This window comes from Halothece sp. PCC 7418 (assembly GCF_000317635.1).
Lineage (GTDB): Bacteria > Cyanobacteriota > Cyanobacteriia > Cyanobacteriales > Rubidibacteraceae > Halothece.
Genome location: NC_019779.1, coordinates 2592830 through 2609747, shown reverse-complemented (window position 1 = coordinate 2609747; position 16918 = coordinate 2592830). Strand labels below are relative to the sequence as shown.

Genomic DNA, 16918 nt, shown 5'->3' with positions numbered 1-16918 from the left:
ACAAGGCTACCTACCTTCTTTTCGTGATCACACCTTTCGGTGAACGCCAGCCGTTAGCTACTGTGGTCTGTAATTCAACTAAGTACCGATGCTTTATAAGGTCGTGTTACAGATGTAAAAAGCGATTAGAAGTTTGTCGTTGCCCCCTTTACTGAGAAATCAGATTGGCGAAAGCAAGCCGTTTAGGAAAGGGAAATGGCTAAGACCCATTTCCCTTTCCACTAAAAAGTAAAGCTAAGTCAAAGATTACGCCTTCGGAAAACGGAAGGCGCCTGCGCGTGACCGTTGGTCAAAAAATGTACAATAATTTACCTACTAGGAGTTAACCCCATTGCATCAAAATCCTGAAATTCCCGTAACCCTCACCATTAATAGCACCTCTTATACAGTCAACCTCGAACCCCGAGTGACATTATTAGACGTGCTGCGAGACCGCTTAGGCTGGACGGGGTCAAAAAAAGGGTGTGACCATGGGCAGTGTGGAGCTTGCACTGTCCTCATTGATGGAGAACGAATTTACGCTTGTCTTGCTTTAGCCATTATGCAGGACGGCAAAACCATTACCACCATTGAAGGGTTAGGAAATCCAGACCAACTGCATCCGGTGCAAACCGCGTTTGTGGAAAATGATGGCTTTCAATGCGGTTACTGTACCCCTGGACAAATCTGTGCTTCAGTCGCTTTGCTGGACGAAATTCAACAAGGCAGTGTGAGCGCAATTACCCCTGACTTAAATTCTCCCCCGCAATTGGAAACGATTTCGGAAGCCGAAATTAGAGAACGACTCAGTGGTAATCTTTGTCGGTGTAGCGCTTACAATGGCATTGTCGCTGCGGTACAACAAGCTGCAGGACAAACGCCTCCTTCTCCTGCTGCTGAGATTCTGGTGGAGGACGCATCCGAATGAAGAATTTTTCCTATCTCCGCGCAACTTCCACTGAAGAGGCAGTGCAACAGGCAAGTCAAGAAACCTGTTTTATTGCAGGGGGAACCAACTTAGTGGATCGAATGAAAGCCTTTCTGGATGATCCTGCGACGCTGATTGATATCTCTCGCCTGAATCTCAAAGAGATTAACATTTTACCTGATGGGGGCGTTAAAATCGGCGCGATGGTGACCAATACTGACCTTGCCAATCATCCTGACATTCGAGAGAATTATCCATTGCTTTCCCGTGCCATTTTAGCCGGTGCTTCCCAACAAATTCGGAATATGGCAACGGTCGGCGGTAACTTACTGCAACGAACCCGCTGTCCCTATTACTATGATACGGCTTTTGCTTGTAATAAACGACAGCCAGAAAGCGGTTGTTCGGCAAGGGAAGGGATTAATCGGATGCACGCTATTTTTGGCGCAAGTGAGCATTGTGTTGCGGTTCATCCCTCTGATATGTGTGTTGCCCTTTCAGCCTTGGATGCCGTGGTGGAAGTAGAAGGCGCAAATGGCAAGCGAGAGATTCCCTTTGCTGACTTTCACCGTTTACCAGAGGATACCCCCCAACAAGATACGACCTTGGAAACTGGCGATTTGATTACTGCGGTGAGGTTACCCTCAAAGCCGGCTGCGAAAACAGGAGTTTACTTAAAACTGCGCGATCGCGCGTCTTATGCCTTTGCTTTAGTTTCCGTGGCAGCAATAGTCAAAGTCGAAAATGAAATTATTCAACAGGCGCATCTTGCCCTAGGCGGGGTTGCCCATAAACCGTGGCGCTTATTAGAAACCGAAGCCTTTTTACAGGGAAAACCTGCCACAGCAACCACATTTGAGGAGGCAGCGGAACTGGCTTTACAGGATGCTCAACCTCTCACGCACAATCAGTTTAAAGTCAAAATGAGCAAAAGAGCCATTAAACGCGCACTCAACATTTCAGCACAGGGAGGAGGCATTGCATGAATAAAGTTGTGGGAACATCCGTTAGTCGCAAAGACGGTTTAGCAAAAGTTCTGGGAACTGCCCATTACAGTGCCGAACATCCCATTTCGGGCATCGTTCACGGGTATTTAGTCACCTCAACCATTGCCAAAGGTCACATTCGAGGGATGAATACAGCAAAGGCGGAACAAAGTCCGGGAGTCCTTGCGGTCTTTACTCATGAAAACGCCCCAGAAATTCATCCGCCTGATAATAACTTTATCAACTCCAAAATCTATGAAAGCCGTCTTCCCCTCGCAGATAACCAGATTCACTATGCAGGACAAATTATTGGTTTAGTGGTTGCGGAGACCTTTGAACAAGCCCGAGAAGCAGTGCAACTGATTACAGTGGATTATGAGGTGGAACCCCCTGTCATTGATGGGCAAGAAACCACTTATGAAACCGCCATGTCCATGTTTGGGGAAGCAATGACCTTTACTAAGGGAGAATTTGCCACGGGGAATTTTGAAGCGGGAACGGCTGAGGCTGCAACCCATGTTGAGGCAACTTATACGACTTCTACCGAACTTCATGCGCCCATGGAACCCCATGCCATAATCGCCCATTGGCAAGATGCAGATTCCCTCACCGTTTACGAACCCTCTCAGTTTGTCAAGGGATCGCAACGCACTTATGGGCAACTGTTTAACCTCCCCTCAGAAAACGTCAGAATCGTTACACCCTACATTGGGGGTGCATTTGGCTCGAAAGCATTTCCTTGGTCTCATGGCATTCTCTGTGCTGCTGCAGCCCGTGCCTTGGATCGTCCTTTAAAACTGGCGGTGACGCGTCGGCAAATGACGGCAAATACAGGGCATCGCTCAGAAACCGAACAGACCTTGCGCTTAGCAGCCACGAAAGAGGGTAAACTCCTCGGGATTTCTCAGAATGCGCGATCGTGCACTTCTCCCGTGGAAGTCTTTCCTGAACCTTGCACCAGTGTCACTCCTGTGATGTATGCTGCCCCCAATCTGCAACTCAATCAGGAAGTGGGGGTTTTAAACGTCGGGGTTCCCACGTTTATGCGTGCCCCTGGAGAAGCCCCTGGAATGTGGGGACTAGAATCTGCGATGGATGAACTGGCTTCTACCTTAGAGATTGACCCAGTGGAACTGCGCTTGCAAAATGAAACCACAACCCACCAGCGCACTGGCTTACCCTTCTCTGCAAAACACTTTCGCGACTGTCTGCAAGTGGGCGCAGACCGTTTCGGCTGGAATCAGCGTTCTCCCCAGCCTCGTAGTCAAACCCGTGACGGTAAACTTGTGGGTTGGGGAATGGCTGCTGCTGCTTTCCCCGCTTTAAGAGGGATGGGAACCTCAGTCACCGTGCAATTATTCCCAAATGGCAAAGTTCATGTTCTCACCGCCGGTAATGATATTGGTACTGGGGCTTATACGATGGTTGCCATGACTGCTGCGGAAGCCTTAGGCGTTTCCGTTGATCAAGTCACGGTGGAACTGGGGGATTCTAACTTCCCAGATGGGGGAATGGCAGGGGGATCGATGATGACGGCTTCCCTTGCCCCGAGCGTATTCAAAGCCAGTCAAGCAGTGTTGCAAGTGGCAAACTGTCAGAGCGTTGCTGAAGCCTGTACCGCCCTAAAACAGTCGGGAGAAAGCCATTTTGAAGCCACCGCTTCTACTGCACCGGGTCAAGAAGGGCAACAATGGGCGTTTCATTCTTGGGGGGCTCATTTTTGCGAGGTGACGGTCGATGAAGAAATCGGACAAGTGCAAATTACCCGTTGGGTTTCGGTGATGAATATTGGACAGGTGCTGAACGCGAAAGCTGCTGCGAGTCAAATTCGAGGCGGGGTGATTATGGGCATTGGAGAAGCCTTAATGGAAGCCTGTCATTTTGACCCTAACACGGCTTATCCAGTGGTTTATGATTTGGCAACCTATCACTATCCCAGTCACGCGGATATTCCCCGCATTGATGTCACGTTTGTAGGAGAACCCGATTATAACTTCAATTCCTTAGGGGTGCGAGGTGTGGGCGAAATTGGCATTACGGGGGTTGCACCGACGGTGGCGAATGCGATTTATCATGCCACAGGCAAACGATTACGCAGTTTACCTCTGACTCCCGATCAGTTGCTTGCTTGATGCCATATCCAAATTGACAACAAAGAATATGAAATACAAAAAAGGGTGGGCATTGCCCACCCTACTAGCACGGTCATTGCTAATATTGGTTCTTTGGGAAAGGAACCAATAACATCCACCGACTCACTTTGTAATTAAACCGACCCAGAAACCCTATCAGAGAGTTTCCCATGAAAGAGTTACAGCGTATCCTACAAGCGTTTGCCCAAAGTCAACAAAACGGAGAACGGACTGCTTTAGCCACCGTTGTTCAAACCAGTGGTTCAGTGTATCGTCGTCCAGGGGCGCGGATGCTACTCACTGAAGCAGGGGAGATGATTAGTGCGATTAGTGGGGGTTGTTTGGAAGCGGATGTGCTAGCACGGGCGCAATCCCTTTTAAGAGAAGACCATTCCCCTCTAGTTGTCCGCTATGACACGATGAATCATGAGGAGGATCTATTATTCGGCTTTGGGATGGGATGTAATGGCATCGTGGATGTTCTCATTGAACCCTTAAACGAAACCTCGGCAAGGGAACAATTCTCTTTTATCCAAGAGTGCTTCAACTCCCAACAAGTGGCGGTGATGGCAACGGTTTTTGCAGTAGAAGGAATCTCTAACCTTGCTGTTGGCACACGGGTGATGATGAGAGCAGATGGAACGACCCTTAATCAGATTGCAGATGCTGAGATTGCGCCAATGCTGAAAGCTGAAACAGAAAAGACACTTTTTAACCAACGCACTCAGATCCAGTCTTATTCTCTTTCTCAAGGGGAAATCAGTGTCCTGTTTGAAGTCATTCCTCCCCCTGTGCCATTACTGGTGTTTGGGGCGGGCTATGATGCCATTCCTGTGGTGCAGTTGGCGAAACAACTGGGTTGGCAGGTGACCGTTATTGATCATCGGGAAGAGTATTTGACGCGCGATCGCTTTCCCGAAGCGGATCGACTGTTGGAGTGTAAACCGGATCCAGCAGACGCTTATCAGCATCTCCTGACATCGGAAGCAGTTGCTGTTGTCATGACCCATCGTTATCTCAGCGATCGCGCTTTCCTGAAACGTCTGATCCCCTCTCCAGTTCGTTATCTGGGCGTTTTAGGGCCCAAACACCGCATGAAGCAATTGTGGGAAGATTTAGCAGCGGAAAACATAACGCCTACTTGGGAACAACAGCAACGGGTGTATAATCCCGTGGGCTTAGATCTTGCCGCCGAAACCCCAGAAGAAATTGCCCTTTCTCTGATCGCGGAAATCAAATCAGTGCTGGGTGGACGCAATGGCGGATCGTTGCGCGATCGCGCTGGCTCAATTCACGATTCCACAGAAAACTCATGGGTCAAATCGGCATCGTCATCTTAGCAGCCGGGGCATCCACCCGCCTCGGTCAACCGAAACAACTCCTCCCTTACCAAGGAAAACCTCTCATTGAACAGATCACCACCGTTGCTGTTGCTTCTCATTGTCAGCCCATTGTGGTGGTTTTAGGGGCATATCGGTCTCAAATTGCGCCAAAACTAAGCCAATACAACATCCATATCGCTTTTAATCAACAATGGTCAACCGGAATGGCAAGTTCTCTCCAGTGTGGACTCAAAACAATGGAGGAAATGACAACCCAAGTTGATGCAATGATGGTTCTCCTCTGTGACCAACCCTTTGTTTCCACTGATTTGATTCAGCAATTCATCGTGGGATATCGCAGGACAGGTTATCCGATTGTCGTCTCAGAATATGCTGGTACGGTGGGAGTTCCCGCCCTCTTTGATCGCAGTTTCTTTCCCGAACTCGCTACGATGACAGGTGATGTTGGTGCCAAAGGCATTCTAAGGCGTTATTCCTCAAGCCTGCTCAAAATTCCCTTTCCTCAAGGCATCATTGATATAGATACCCCCGAAGACTGGGAAAGACTTTCCCAATAAAAAACCCCCACCTGAGGTGAGGGCTAAAGATTTAACCTTTCAACCGAAACTAGTCGAGGTCAGGCATAGATAATACTGGTTCAGTTTCACGGACAATGCCTTTTTCAAAACCAGCAGCAGCAGCACGAGCGCGACCCGCGTGCCATAAGTGACCGATTAAGAAGAAGAAACCGAGAATAAAGTGAGAACCAGCTAACCATTGACGGAGGTTAACGTAGTTGAAGGAGTTGGGTTCGGTAATAATTCCACCCACAGAGTTGATAGAACCGTTGGGAGCGTGCGTCATGTATTCAGCAGCACGACGAAGTTGCCAGGGCTGAATGTCATTGCGGATTTTGTCCACATCAAGACCATTGGGTCCCCGTAACGGCTCTAACCAAGGACCACGGAAGTCCCAGAAGCGCATGGTTTCACCACCGAGAATGATTTCACCAGTGGGAGAGCGCATTAAGTATTTACCAAGACCAGTCGGACCTTGGGAAGTGGCAATGTTTGCCCCTAAGCGTTGGTCACGGGCTAAGAACAAGAACGCTTGTGCTTGAGATGCTTCTGCGTTGGTGGGACCGTAGAACTCACTGGGATAGGCAGTGTTGTTGAACCAAACCATTGCGGAGGCAACAAAACCCATTAAGGAGAGCGCACCGAGGCTATAGGAAAGGTAGGCTTCACCAGACCAGACAAAGGCACGGCGAACCCAACCAAAGGGCTTGGTCAGAATGTGCCAAACACCGCCAGCGATGCAGATTAAGCCAACCCAGATGTGACCACCGATGATGTCTTCCATGTTGTCAACACCAATGATCCAACCGTCACCACCGAAGGGAGAACTCAGCAGATAACCAAAGATTGCTGCTGGGTTGAGAGTCGGATTATTGATGACACGGACATCACCACCACCAGGGGCCCAGGTATCATAAACACCGCCGAAGAAGACGGCTTTGAATACCAGCAAGAGGGCTCCAATTCCTAAAATAATTAGGTGGAAACCAATGATGCTGGTCATTTTGTTTTTATCTTTCCAGTCGTAACCGAAGAAAGAAGAATATTCTTCTAAGGTTTCAGGACCACGGACGGCGTGGTAAATCCCACCGAGACCGAGAACGGCGGAGGAAATTAAGTGGAGTACCCCAACGACGAAGTAGGGGAAAGTGTCAATGACTTCTCCACCTGGACCAACGCCCCAACCTAGGGTTGCGAGGTGAGGGAGAAGGATTAAGCCCTGCTCATACATGGGCTTTTCGGGGACGAAGTGACCGACTTCAAAGAGGGTCATTGCGCCAGCCCAGAAGACAATGAGACCAGCGTGGGCAACGTGAGCACCCAGTAATTTTCCGGAAAGGTTGATTAAACGAGCGTTACCAGACCACCAGGCGTAACCGCTAGATTCTTGGTCACGACCAGCGCCGACAAATGTATTAGAGAGCGTTACCACGGGGTAGTACCTCCTCTGGGAATTCAAACTGTTCGTGGGGTTGGTCATCCGGAGCCATCCAGGCGCGGAGACCTTCGTTTAATAAGATATTTTTCGTATAGAAGGTTTCAAACTCAGGATCTTCTGCGGCGCGAATCTCTTGAGACACAAAGTCATAGGCACGCAGGTTCAGTCCTAAGCCGACAACTCCAACTGCGGACATCCACAGTCCTGTTACTGGAACAAACAGCATGAAGAAGTGTAACCAGCGTTTGTTAGAGAACGCAATCCCGAAGATCTGACTCCAGAACCGGTTTGCGGTCACCATGGAGTAGGTTTCTTCCGCCTGAGTGGGTTCAAAGGCGCGGAAGGTGTTGTTGCTGTCGCCCCCTTCATCAAACAGGGTGTTTTCGACGGTTGCGCCATGAATCGCACAGAGTAATGCACCGCCTAAAATACCAGCCACACCCATCATGTGGAAGGGATTGAGGGTCCAGTTGTGGAATCCTTGGAAGAACAGAATGAAGCGGAAGATTCCTGCGACACCAAAACTGGGCGCAAAGAACCAGCTTGACTGTCCTAAAGGATACATTAAGAAGACGCTGACAAATACAGCAATCGGACCGGAGAACGCGATCGCGTTGTAAGGACGTACACCGACCAGACGGGCAATTTCAAACTGACGCAGCATGAAGCCAATCAGTCCAAAAGCCCCGTGGAGGGCAACGAAACTCCAGAGTCCGCCGATTTGACACCAGCGTACAAAGTCCCAGTTCGCTTCGGGTCCCCATAAGAAGAGCAGGGAGTGTCCGAAAGCATCTGCGGGGGTGGAAACGGCAACGGTTAAGAAGTTGCAGCCTTCCAGATAAGAGCTTGCTAAACCGTGAGTGTACCAGGAGGTAACAAAGGTGGTTCCGGTGAGCCATCCCCCAATTGCCATGTAAGCACAGGGGAACAGCAGTAAACCAGACCAGCCGATAAAGACAAATCTGTCGCGCTTGAGCCAGTCATCGACGAGGTCGAAAACTCCTCTTTGTTGTTGGGCGCGTCCTACTGCAATAGTCATTGTTTCAAATCCTCTTGCTTAATAAATTGTTGCAAGAATACTAAGTTTTGCGTGCTTTTGTCTCTTTAGGATAACCTACTTGCACTAAAAATGTTAAGAAAGCCTCCCCAGAGACGGAAAAAAGTTAATGATGATTGCACCCTCCAGAAAATCCGCACACAGGAATATTCTCGGCAAGATTCAAAAGGGATAGTAACTTAACTTTTTTTAACAATAGCACAAGTTTTCCTAATTTTTCGAGTGGAATTGTGAGATGATGCTGTGGGATTAACCTGATTTCCACTGTCTCTGGCAGGTTCTAGAATAGAACAGGGTTATTATATAGCGTTTTTTAGTCTGTTCAAGTAACAAGTACGATCGCGCCTGTGATTCGTTCTTGATTCCTCGTTATGCAAGGAGAGTTTAGATGAGTGCATCTGTAACCGCTAAAGATAGTCAAGTCTTGACACAAGAAATTACTGGTGCTCGCCGTCCCAGCAATTATTTTTGGGCTGTCATCGCCATGATTGGCGGTGTGGGCTTTCTTTTGGCGGGTTTGTCGAGCTATTTGCAAGTAAATTTACTAATTGTCAGTGACCCCACAGATTTACAATTTATTCCCCAAGGCATCGCTCTTACCTTCTACGGGGTAGCCGGTTCGTTAGTGTCTCTTTACCTCTGGCTAGTGATCCTCTGGGATGTTGGCGGGGGTTACAACGAGTTTAATAAAAACACGAATAAAGTTAAGATTTTTCGCTGGGGGTATCCTGGTAAAAACCGCCGAATCGAATTAGAGAATAATCTCAAGGATATTGAAGCGGTGAAAGCAGAGATTAAAGAAGGTTTGAACCCGAAACGAGCCCTCTATTTGCGCGTAAAAGGACGTAAAAACATTCCTCTCACTCGTGTGGGAGAACCCTTGTCTCTGAGCGAATTAGAGAATCAGGGTGCAGAATTAGCCCGTTTTTTAGGTGTCCCCCTTGAAGGAATTTAAAACAAGACAGATGGTCATGAATCAATTTTCACAACGGTGGCTGCGCCGAGTCTTATCAGTGATGGTTGTTTTCACTGTTTTTCTCACTGGATGTAGTGCTATTTCCAGCCCAGACAGTACCAAAAATAATCCCGAAACCACCCAAGATAGTGTAATGATGAGTAATTTACCCCAATTAAATGGCAAAGCGACGGTTGAGTTTACGGTAAAAGGATCGCCCATTGTCATGGAACTCAATGGTGATCTCGCTCCGATTACGGCGGGGAACTTTGTCGATTTAGTCCAACGAAAATTTTATGATGGTTTAACCTTTCATCGGGTGGTCAAAGAACCGCAACCCTTTGTTGTGCAAGGGGGCGATCCCAAAGGAAATGGAACAGGTGGCTTTGTCAATCCAGAAACGGGTCAAAAACGCTCGATTCCTTTAGAAATTGTCCCTTCAGGAGAACAAGAGCCGATTTATGGCAAAACTCTCAAACAAGCGGGAATTGAAAAGAGTCCAGAATTAAAGCATGACCGTGGCGTGTTATCCATGGCGCGATCGCAGATGCCCAACTCTGCTTCTTCCCAATTCTTTATCACGCTAGCGGAACTTCCTTTTTTAGATGGTGATTATGCTGTGTTTGGTGAAGTGACCAGTGGGATGGATGTGGTAGATACGATTCAACAAGGCGATCGCATTGAATCCGCGAAAGTTCTTTCTGGACTGGATAATCTTGTGAAAAATTAGTGATCCCCCCAAACCCCCCTTTCTTAAGCAGTATTTGTCGGGTGGGCACTGCCCACCTTCAATGATTAAAAAACTGAGTTATAGCACTTCCCAATCTCATGAGGTACATTCTAAATTTTGGTTCTTTGTTCTTTGTTCTTCGTTCTTTGTTATTTGTTGGTTGTTAATTAATGAACCATGAACCATGAACATCCACCGACTCGCATTACGTACCTCAACCAACTAGGAAACGCTATAATTATTCCTGATGCGGTAGCCAATTTTCATCCAAAATTTGCTCTAAGTTTGCAATCGGTTCTTTGGGAAAAGTATGGGGAGGAAGTTGTGAACGATCAACCGCAAGTGTCCGTCCCTTTTGATAACAATCTTCAAAAATTTCTAATAAGTAAGTCTTCAGACTTGGACTATCTTCTAATTCTAAATTAATTTGCTGTCGAAAATTACGAATTTCTGCTAACCAATGACCTCGGTTATTTTCTCGTTCCGATTCCCAATAAGAAAACTTCAATAAATGTTCAATTAGTTTGATCAAAAGACTTTGCAGTTTCCGTTTTGTCCGCTTGCTCAAATCTAAGACTTCCTCAATCAAATTTTCTAAATCGAGCAAATTAAACTCCCGATTTTCTAATTTTCTGACTGTTTCTAAAACCCAGAGATTATAGTCAGTATCGTATAGTTTTTTTTGCTGTTGTGTAATTTTTACCATCTTTGATTGAGCAACATCTAACTCATGCTTATTATATAGCACTAGGCAATAGGCAAGAGGCAAGTTGCCCTAGTAAGGTAAATTTCAAATGACAAATGACCAGAAAAAAACTGTTGTTGTCACTGGAATCGGTTGTTGGACAGGATTAGGAAACTTAACCCAAAGTTGGTACAACTTACGCCAAGGGAAATCTTCCATCTCCTTACAGCAGCCGTTTCTTTCTTTTCCGCCACTTCCTTTATCCTTGATTCAAGAAAAACCACTGTTTCTCCAACGATTGACCCCACAAGTGGTTAAGTCTGCGTTAGCGGATGCAAGTTTAGTTCCACCTTTACCTGAATTCCGCGTGGTGGTTGGGTCAAGTCGCGGGTGTCAGGGAGATATTGAACAACTGCTTCGAGAAAAGAGAGAGTTCGTTAACTGGCTAGAATTTTTTCCTCATCAAGGCGCGATCATCACAGCGCAAATTGTTGGGAGTGAAAGTGCTGTTTTATCTCCGATGGCTGCTTGTAGTACAGGAATCAGCGCGATCGCGCAAGGCTATCAACTGATTAGATCAGGACAATGTGAACAAGTTGTTGCTGGTGCAGTGGAAACCCCTATAACGCCCCTCACGCTAACTGGTTTCAAGCAAATGGGAGCATTAGCAAAAACCGGTTGCTATCCCTTCGACAAGCAACGAGAAGGACTGGTTTTAGGGGAAGGAGGCGCAATTTTTGTTTTAGAGTCACTGGAATCAGCACAAGCGAGAAAGGCTCAAATATATGGGGAAATCACAGGATCTGGCTTCACCTCCGATGCGTATCATGTCAGCGCCCCTGATCCTGATTATCACTGTGCGAGTCTTGCGATTAAGAAAAGTTTAGAGATGAGTCAGCTTTCTCCCCATGAAATTAATTTTATTCACGCCCATGGGACAAGCACGCAGTTGAATGATAAGCGGGAAGCACAGTTGATTCAATCCTTGTTTCCTGATGATGTTGCTGTGAGTTCGACAAAAGGCGCAACTGGGCATACTTTAGGGGCTTCAGGCGCGATCGCGCTTGCTTTTACTTTCAAGGCGCTACAAACCCAAACGCTACCCCCTTGTGTGGGCTTACGGGAGTCTGAATTTGATCTAAACCTAGTTCAACACTCGATGCAAAGTAAGATTAACCATGCTCTTATTTTAAGTTTTGGGTTTGGCGGACAAAATGGTGCAATGGTGATCAGGAGATCGATTAGTCATTAGGTAGTCTTGGTAACTGGTCACTGGTCACTGATTTACCAACCCCACGTTCCTGGCGCACCTTTAAACGGACCAACAATATCACTAGTGACCCAACCGCCATAAAAATCTCCTTCTTGGGCTTGCACTTGTTCCCCATCCACGTAACACGCTTCCATTTGGGCGGGATAAAAAGCAAAGTGATTCGCGATATCTGGATAACGAGAACTGGGATTTGGATAATCCCACACAGCGTTTGCGACTTCTTGATTGCCTACTTTCAAGGTATAATAACGGGCTTTCCCTTTCCATTCGCAAAAGGTTTGACGATTGGTTTGCGTCAGATACTCCTGCTTAACATCTTCTGCGGGGATGTAATAAACCGGTGGATGACTGGTTTCTAGCATCCGTAAGGCGTTTTTGGTGTCCGCAATGACTTCACCATTAAAGACAACTTGAATCTGTTTATCTGATTTTTCGAGACGGGGAGGGCGGGGATAATCCCACACTGATTCTTGTCCGGGTTTGGGTTCGATGCGCTGACGGTTAAACATAATAGAGATTGTAATGATTTCTGTTATCTGTTTGCTATTTTAAGAAAAATTAAGCTGATCGTGAAGGCTGGGGTTGTCTGTGGGTAGAAGTGTCTTAATTTTTATTCCTCTTCGTCTGAGGGTAAAGGTAGTAAATCAGTTTCTGGGTTTTCTTCTTCTTCGGAAGGAGGAGAGGGTAACTCAGTTTCTGGGGTTTCTTCTTCTTCAGTCGGGGGAGATTGCTTCCATTCTGATAATGAGCGTTCTATGGCATCTCGAAAGTTAATGGGAAGAATAAAAATTTCTGTGGTATCATTTTTTTCGGGATTAATTTGGGCGTAAATTTGCTCATTATCAAAGGTCGGATTCCCTAAAATAACTTGATGTTTGGTCTGATCCTTTAATTCAATATCAATGGTTGCTAAGGGATTATTTAAGCCATAGGATTCTAACTGATTTTGTTCAACATTAAACGTTTTAGGAGAACGGGTTTTTACTAATAAGTCTAATAAGAAAACAATGGATGATTCTGCTGCGGGAGTCCCTTCTGGTTGCTTCATTCGCCAATTGCTGGCTGTGGTTTCTAAGCGAATAAACTCTAAAGTTTGTCCACTTTCTTTTTCAATGACTAATCGTTGCACATCCTCTTCTTCAAAATTAAAGACACTTTTTTGGGATGCTGTGACTGTTTCTTCTGGAGAGGGAGAACCCATTTCATAAAAATAAACATATCCCCCTAATCCGAAAGCAATTAATACTAAAACGAGAGTTGTTTTCTGCATGGTTAACGTCTTCTCAACCAACTAATCATCGCTAAAATTAAACCGAATAGGGGAACAATTCCGATCGCGCTTCGACTCAAAATGGCTGCTTGCTGGGGAGTTAAATTAATGCGTCGGTTGGTTTCTTCTTTCGGACGCAACGCTAAGGATAGCGTATCACTATTCGCTAACCAATCAACCGAATTTAAAAACATATCCCCATTGAGTTGTTGAATAAATAAACCATTCGTCGCAAAATCGGAATCCCCAAAAACGACCATTCTTGCATCTGGACTCGGTTTGGGAAAAGTTGTTTCTTCACTGTCTGTTTCTTCGGTATTGTCTGAAGATTCATTCACCGTTTCTGATTCTGAATCAGTCGTTGTTTCTTCTGTCTGATTGTCTGCTTCTGCATTATCGGAATCAGTTATTGTTTCTTCGGTATTGTCTGAAGATTCATTTGCAGTTTCTTTGTCCTCAGAATTAGTTTCTCCTGAGTTATTAGAATCAGATGTTTCTTCTTCTGTTGTTTCCGTCTCTTCTTCGGAAGTGTCTGAAGATGAATCTTCTATTGAATCTAAAGCAAAACTAATCACTAAAGGGCCAGCGCGATCGCGCTCTGGGTTATATTCTAATTGTTCTTGAGTCGTGTCACTTTCAGCCCAACTGGCTTCGTTGGTATAAGCTAAAGCAGTGGCGGTTATTCCTTCTTTTTCCAACGCATCAACGGGACGAGCAAGGGGATAAACAGAAATCCCGTTTCCGAAGGGATTGGTAATGGGATGATCGCCGTAGCGGGTAACAAAAGCAGTAGCAGCATTAAACCCTAACACTTGTCCTTGTCCTGACGCATCAACAATGACCCGATCATCGAGTTGCACTCCCCACATTTCCAAAATCGGATCTAAACCACTATTGCTATCGGGATCAAGAAGTAATAAAAGACTGCCTCCTTCGGCTAAATAATTGGCAATTGCATCCACTTCTCCAGGGAATAATTCTCTTTCTGGTGAGGCAATCATTAAAACACTATTGGCTAAGTTCGGAAGATTCGTTTCTTCGGCAAAATTAAACGGTTGGACTTGATACCCTTGTTGTTTTAAACTTGCCACTGCTTGGGATAATCCCCCTTGTACAGGGTCTAATGGCGGTTCGCCATGTCCTTGTAAAATATAAACAAAAGAAACGCGATCGCGCTGGATATTTTGAATCGCACTGGTTAATTTAACTTCTGAAATCGGTTCAACTTCACTCACCTGTTGCACAAACTGGGTGTTATCTCCATATTCAATATAAATTTCCCCATAAGATTCCACGCCAAATTCTTCCGCCTTGCCAATGTTTTGCTGTGGATTAACAAAGTTAACCTTAAATTTGTTACTCTGTTTTTGATAATTTTCTAACAACTGTTTCGTTTCTTGTGAAGGCGGATTATTAAAGACCCATACCGTTAATTCTTCTTTTAATTCTGATACTAATTGCTTTGATTGGGGGGCAAGAGTATAAATATTATTTTCCGTTAAATCAATGGTTTTCTCATAGCGAATTGCTAAAAAATTTAAGCATCCCAAAATAAAAACCAGCGCGATCGTTGCAGTCAAAGCATTCAAATTCGCTTGGGTGGAACGCCTTCGCCAAAACTTTCGCGTCCCCAAAAAAAAGCTAATGATTACAATCACACCACCCGCTATAATTAATCCTAAAGGGAGCGGTGTCCAATCACCTGCAACATAACCAGAAGTCACACCAACGATGACAATAAAAATGCCAAATAAAAATAAATACTTAGCCATGAATTAGGAGTCCATTTCATCACAGGGCTTATTATACAACCGACCTAGAAACGCCATAAGTTAAACTGCAAGAGAATTAAATATTTGCAAAAATTAATAATGACAATAACCAATTCTGTCACCCAACAACTTCCCCCCACACCTCAAACTTCAAATTTTCGCCAACTCATCCAGTGGACAGCCGATCCTCTGAATCTTTTAGAAAAATCAGCCCAAACCTTTGGCGATCCCTTTATGCTGGAGTTTCGCAAAGGAAGACCATTTGTTTTTATCTCCCACCCAGAAACGATACAAGAAATTCTGACTAACGATCGCGCCAATTTTGATAGTGGTCGCGGAAACTACATTTTAATTCCCATTGTGGGAGAAACCTCGATGTTAGTGACCGATGGCGAAGATCATAATCGTCAACGGAAACTAATTTACCCGCCCTTTCATGGGGAAAAAATCCGTCATTATGGGGAAATTATCGCTGAAACCACACAGCAGGTTACACAAACTTGGGACGCGAATAAACCGTTTACCATGCGGTCATCCATGCAAGATATCACCTTAGAAGTGATTATGCAAGCGGTTTTTGGCATTTCTGACGGGAAACGCCACCAAGAATTAAAAGCCCCTCTTGTGAAGCTATTAGAATTAACAGGGGGATCAGTTTTGCGCTCTAGTTTACTCTTTTTCCCGATTTTTCAACAAGATTTTCCAGGGAGTCCTTGGCGTAATTTTCTGAATCGTCAGCAAGGAATTAATAAGTTATTGCAAGGGGAAATTGAAGAACGACGAAATAATCAGCAAACCACGGGGAACGATATTTTAAGTTTACTCATGTCAGCAGAAGATGAAGACGGAAACCCCATGAGTGATACCGAATTAGGAGATCAACTCATTACCCTTCTTTTTGCTGGACATGAAACAACCGCAACTGCTTTAGCTTGGGCTTTTTATTGGATTCATAAATTCCCAGAAGTGCGGGAGAAACTCTTAGCTGAATTAGAAACGATTTCTGATAGCAGTGATATTAAAGCCCTGAATCAACTCCCTTATTTAGATGCAGTTTGCAAAGAAACCTTACGCATTTATCCTGTTGCAATTATTACCTTTCCTCGGATTACTAAATCTGTTGTGACAGTCGGGAATTATGAATATCCACCAGAAATGTTTCTTGCGCCCTGTATTTATCTCTTACATCACCGAGAAGACATTTATCCCAACCCCAATCAATTTCAACCGGAACGGTTTTTAGAAAAAGAATTTAGTCCTTATGAATTCATGCCTTTTGGTGGCGGAATTCGTCGTTGTGTTGGTGATGTTTTTGCCATGATGGAAATGAAAATTGTTATTGCGACAATCTTAAAACAATATTCATTAAAACTCTTGGAAAAGAGAGCGGTTAAGCCAGTAAGAAGAGGGGTTACTATTGCACCAAAAGGGGGCATTAAAATGGCTTTAGAAAATTACTAATGATGATGACCGTCCATCTCATGGTCTTCCGATAATTCATCCGAAGAAACGTCACCCACATTCAATTCCATAATAGACATATTTTGTTGTCCCACACTAAAAACACCCATGGTAATTTGACCCATGGAAAAAATTCCCATCGAAACCAAACCTACTGAAAAAAGCCCCATAGGCACTAAACCAATAGAGATTAAACCATGAGGAATTGCACCAATGGAAATTAAACCATGAGGAGAAATACCAATGCAAAAGATTCCATCGTGGGGGGCGATTCCAATATTCAGTAGTTTGCGATTTTTTAGGGACAGTGCCATTGCTTCTGTTTTTTAGATGAGAAGTGCTATAAGAGCAT

At 45.3% G+C, this 16918-nt stretch carries 16 protein-coding genes; 9 read left to right on the top strand and 7 right to left on the bottom strand.

Annotated features, from left to right (window positions below; translation table 11 throughout):
- Positions 1–331 precede the first annotated feature (331 nt).
- From PCC7418_RS11805 to PCC7418_RS11785, 5 genes are all read left to right on the top strand, one after another.
- Positions 332–907 (top strand): (2Fe-2S)-binding protein, encoded by a 576-nt coding sequence (locus tag PCC7418_RS11805; protein WP_015226417.1) that lies wholly within the window; start codon positions 332–334, stop codon positions 905–907.
- Complete coding sequence (locus tag PCC7418_RS11800) at positions 904–1893, top strand: xanthine dehydrogenase family protein subunit M (protein ID WP_015226416.1); 990 nt, start codon at positions 904–906, stop codon at positions 1891–1893. Before PCC7418_RS11805 ends, PCC7418_RS11800 begins: the two co-directional genes overlap by 4 nt.
- Positions 1890–4025, top strand: coding sequence for a xanthine dehydrogenase family protein molybdopterin-binding subunit (locus PCC7418_RS11795; RefSeq protein ID WP_015226415.1), 2136 nt, complete (start codon positions 1890–1892; stop codon positions 4023–4025). The genes PCC7418_RS11800 and PCC7418_RS11795 overlap by 4 nt, the downstream gene beginning before the upstream one ends.
- Before the next feature lie 170 nt (positions 4026–4195).
- Positions 4196–5365: an XdhC family protein gene (locus tag PCC7418_RS11790; protein ID WP_015226414.1), complete on the top strand. Its 1170-nt coding sequence runs from the start codon at positions 4196–4198 to the stop codon at positions 5363–5365.
- Entirely contained in the window at positions 5338–5925 is a 588-nt protein-coding gene (locus tag PCC7418_RS11785) for an NTP transferase domain-containing protein (protein WP_015226413.1), read from the top strand. Before PCC7418_RS11790 ends, PCC7418_RS11785 begins: the two co-directional genes overlap by 28 nt.
- 49 nt (positions 5926–5974) lie before the next feature.
- On the opposite strand, the gene psbC is transcribed toward PCC7418_RS11785, so the two are convergent.
- Both psbC and psbD read right to left on the bottom strand, forming a co-directional pair.
- Positions 5975–7357 carry a photosystem II reaction center protein CP43 gene (gene psbC / locus PCC7418_RS11780; protein ID WP_015226412.1) on the bottom strand — a complete coding sequence of 461 codons (1383 nt, stop codon included), beginning with the start codon at positions 7355–7357 and terminating at the stop codon, positions 5975–5977.
- Positions 7341–8402: a photosystem II D2 protein (photosystem q(a) protein) gene (gene psbD, locus PCC7418_RS11775; protein ID WP_015224756.1), complete on the bottom strand. Its 1062-nt coding sequence runs from the start codon at positions 8400–8402 to the stop codon at positions 7341–7343. The genes psbC and psbD overlap by 17 nt, the downstream gene beginning before the upstream one ends.
- Before the next feature lie 406 nt (positions 8403–8808).
- Here psbD and PCC7418_RS11770 point away from each other — a divergent pair, with 406 nt between their 5' ends.
- Both PCC7418_RS11770 and PCC7418_RS11765 read left to right on the top strand, forming a co-directional pair.
- Entirely contained in the window at positions 8809–9375 is a 567-nt protein-coding gene (locus PCC7418_RS11770; RefSeq protein WP_015226411.1) for a photosystem I assembly protein Ycf4, read from the top strand.
- Positions 9376–9391: 16 nt separating this feature from the next.
- Positions 9392–10105 (top strand): peptidylprolyl isomerase, encoded by a 714-nt coding sequence (locus PCC7418_RS11765; protein ID WP_015226410.1) that lies wholly within the window; start codon positions 9392–9394, stop codon positions 10103–10105.
- 238 nt (positions 10106–10343) lie between these two features.
- Here the strand turns inward: PCC7418_RS11765 and PCC7418_RS11760 are convergent, their stop codons facing one another.
- Complete coding sequence (locus PCC7418_RS11760) at positions 10344–10811, bottom strand: DUF29 domain-containing protein (protein WP_041596247.1); 468 nt, start codon at positions 10809–10811, stop codon at positions 10344–10346.
- 88 nt (positions 10812–10899) lie between these two features.
- Between PCC7418_RS11760 and PCC7418_RS11755 the strand changes: the two genes are divergently transcribed.
- Positions 10900–12042 carry a beta-ketoacyl-ACP synthase gene (locus PCC7418_RS11755; protein ID WP_015226408.1) on the top strand — a complete coding sequence of 381 codons (1143 nt, stop codon included), beginning with the start codon at positions 10900–10902 and terminating at the stop codon, positions 12040–12042.
- Between the two features lie 32 nt (positions 12043–12074).
- Here PCC7418_RS11755 and PCC7418_RS11750 read toward each other — a convergent pair whose 3' ends face one another.
- The 3 genes from PCC7418_RS11750 to PCC7418_RS11740 form a co-directional block, all read right to left on the bottom strand.
- Entirely contained in the window at positions 12075–12572 is a 498-nt protein-coding gene (locus PCC7418_RS11750) for a DUF427 domain-containing protein (protein ID WP_015226407.1), read from the bottom strand.
- A 101-nt stretch (positions 12573–12673) separates the two neighbouring features.
- Positions 12674–13333 carry a DUF4340 domain-containing protein gene (locus PCC7418_RS11745; protein WP_015226406.1) on the bottom strand — a complete coding sequence of 220 codons (660 nt, stop codon included), beginning with the start codon at positions 13331–13333 and terminating at the stop codon, positions 12674–12676.
- Positions 13334–13335: 2 nt separating this feature from the next.
- Positions 13336–15105, bottom strand: a complete 1770-nt coding sequence (locus PCC7418_RS11740) for a Gldg family protein (RefSeq protein ID WP_015226405.1) — start codon at positions 15103–15105, stop codon at positions 13336–13338.
- Between the two features lie 99 nt (positions 15106–15204).
- On the opposite strand from PCC7418_RS11740, the gene PCC7418_RS11735 reads away from it, so the two are divergent.
- On the top strand, positions 15205–16566 hold the full coding sequence (locus tag PCC7418_RS11735) for a cytochrome P450 (RefSeq protein WP_015226404.1): 1362 nt from the start codon (positions 15205–15207) through the stop codon (positions 16564–16566).
- Here PCC7418_RS11735 and PCC7418_RS11730 read toward each other — a convergent pair.
- Complete coding sequence (locus PCC7418_RS11730; protein ID WP_015226403.1) at positions 16563–16880, bottom strand: hypothetical protein; 318 nt, start codon at positions 16878–16880, stop codon at positions 16563–16565. The two genes, PCC7418_RS11735 and PCC7418_RS11730, sit on opposite strands and share 4 nt — an antisense overlap.
- Between the last annotated feature and the right edge of the window lie 38 nt (positions 16881–16918).